This is a genomic window from Bacilli bacterium, from assembly GCA_036381315.1.
Classification (GTDB): Bacteria; Bacillota; Bacilli; order Paenibacillales; family KCTC-25726; genus DASVDB01.
In genome coordinates this window covers 1-2,061 of record DASVDB010000179.1, presented here as the reverse complement: position 1 = coordinate 2,061, position 2,061 = coordinate 1, and the positions used below count along the sequence as shown (strand labels likewise).

General features: G+C 53.6%; 1 protein-coding gene. It reads right to left on the bottom strand.

Annotated features, from left to right (window positions below; all coding sequences use genetic code 11):
* Positions 1–197 precede the first annotated feature (197 nt).
* Positions 198–2,061 (bottom strand): DEAD/DEAH box helicase family protein (locus VF260_13355; GenBank protein ID HEX7058169.1); only part of this gene is annotated, 1,864 nt, incomplete at its 5' end.

Genomic DNA, 2,061 nt, shown 5'->3' with positions numbered 1-2,061 from the left:
AAGACAGATCACCACGCCTGCGCCATTGGCAATCTTCTTTTCAGCCTGTATGATAAGAGTTATTCTCGCCGCGCAGGGATATTGGTATATCCCTACGCAAGCTTCCAACATTTATCGGTACACTTGCAAAATCTATGTCCTTCATTTAGCCAATTCATTTCGCCACAAATGAGTTGACCATCAGCTAAATTTGGGTTTTACCCTCCATCACAGCTTACACTTTCCGGCGCAAGCTCGATCGCGGTGACGGTTTCGCCAAATGTCGAAGCCCAAGCGTCAAAATGCTGCAATCCCTGCCGCTTGAGCCGCTCGTATTGCAAATAGCGCTGCATCGTATACATCTCAGTAATGGAGTTGGAGATCGGCGTCCCCGTCGCAAAGATGATGCCCCGGCCTCCGGTCAGTTCGTCCAGATAGCGGCATTTGGCAAACATGTCCGACGACTTTTGCGCTTCGGTTTGCGACAGTCCGGCCACATTGCGCATTTTCGTATAAAGAAACAGGTTTTTGTACGAGTCGGCTTCGTCCACGAATAGCCGGTCTACGCCCAATTCCTCAAAGGTCACGACATCATCCTTCCGGCTCGTGTCGTTCAGCTTCTCCAGCTTGGTCTGCAGCGTCTTTTTTGTTTTTTCAAGCTGCTTGATCGCATAGCGTTCGCCTCTGGCTTCCTTGAGTTCCCGGATGCCGCTTGTAATTTCCGAAATCTGTTCGTACAGTTGCTGCCGTTGCCGCTCCATCGAAATCGGAATTTTCTCAAACTGCGAATGGCCGATGATGATCGCATCATAATCGCCGGTAGCAATCCGCGCGCAAAACGTTTTGCGGTTTTTCGTTTCAAAGTCCTTCTTGGTCGCCACCAGAATATTCGCCGACGGATATAGCTGCAAAAACTCCGCCGCCCACTGTTCGGTCAGATGGTTCGGAACGACCAGCATGCTCTTGTTGCACAGCCCTAGATGCTTGCTCTCCATCGCCGCGGCGGTCATCGCGAACGTTTTTCCTGCGCCGACACAATGCGCGAAAAGGGAGTTGCCGCCGTACAGCGCCCGGGCAACCGCATTGACCTGGTGCCGGCGGAGCCGGATTTCCGGGTTCATCCCGGTGAATCGGATATGACTGCCATCGTATTCGCGGGGACGGATGGCATTGAACCGATCATTGTACAGACGTGTCAGCCGTTCGCGCCGCTGCGGGTCTTTCCATATCCAGTCGCGGAACGCTTCTTTCATCATCTCCTGCTTTTGCTGGGCGATGGCCGTTTCCTGTTTGTTCAGCACACGCTTTTCCACGCCATCCTCATACACGGTGTCAAATACGCGCACGTCCCGCAAATTCAGCGTATCTTCGAGAATTTTGTACGCATTGACGCGGTTGGTGCCGTACGTGACGTTCGCCTTGATATTGTTGCTGCGGTCATCGCTTTTGCCTTTGACGTTCCAGGCAGCCGTATATTCGGAATACATCACGTTGATGTAGGTCTGGTACATCGGCGGCGTGTCCACCAGCTCAAACAGAAATTGCCGAATGTCTTCCGGCGGCAGCCAGGTTGCGCCCAAGCGGACATCAATTTCGGAGGCGTCCAGGTCTTTCGGCTGCACCGCTTCAAGCGCTTTGACGTTTTCGCCGTAACGTTCGGCATCGTATGCGGCAAACTGTCTGGCCACACGCAGCTTCTCCCGCACATTGCCGGACAAGTACGCATCGGCGGTTTCGTAGATCGGCTTGCCTTCCTCGTCCAGATTTTCGGGATTGGGGAAGATGACGCCGCGCAGCTCTTTTATCAGTTGTTCTTCCGTCCAACCGGTTAGCTGCGCCATATACGGCAGATCGACACGGGCTTTTGCGCCGATGGAAACCGCAAGCGCCTCCGAAGCGGTATCTACTTGTTCTACGTGGATACGCTGACGGATGGTTCGTTTGGTGAACATATCCGCCTTGCGCAGCAGCCGCCCTTCCTCGTCGATGATTTCCAGCGAGCAAAGAAGAAAGTAGGAACTGTCGTCCGAAAAAGCAAGGCTGTTGGCGCGGCTGTTGATCAGGCCGTATTGCGCCGTAAAC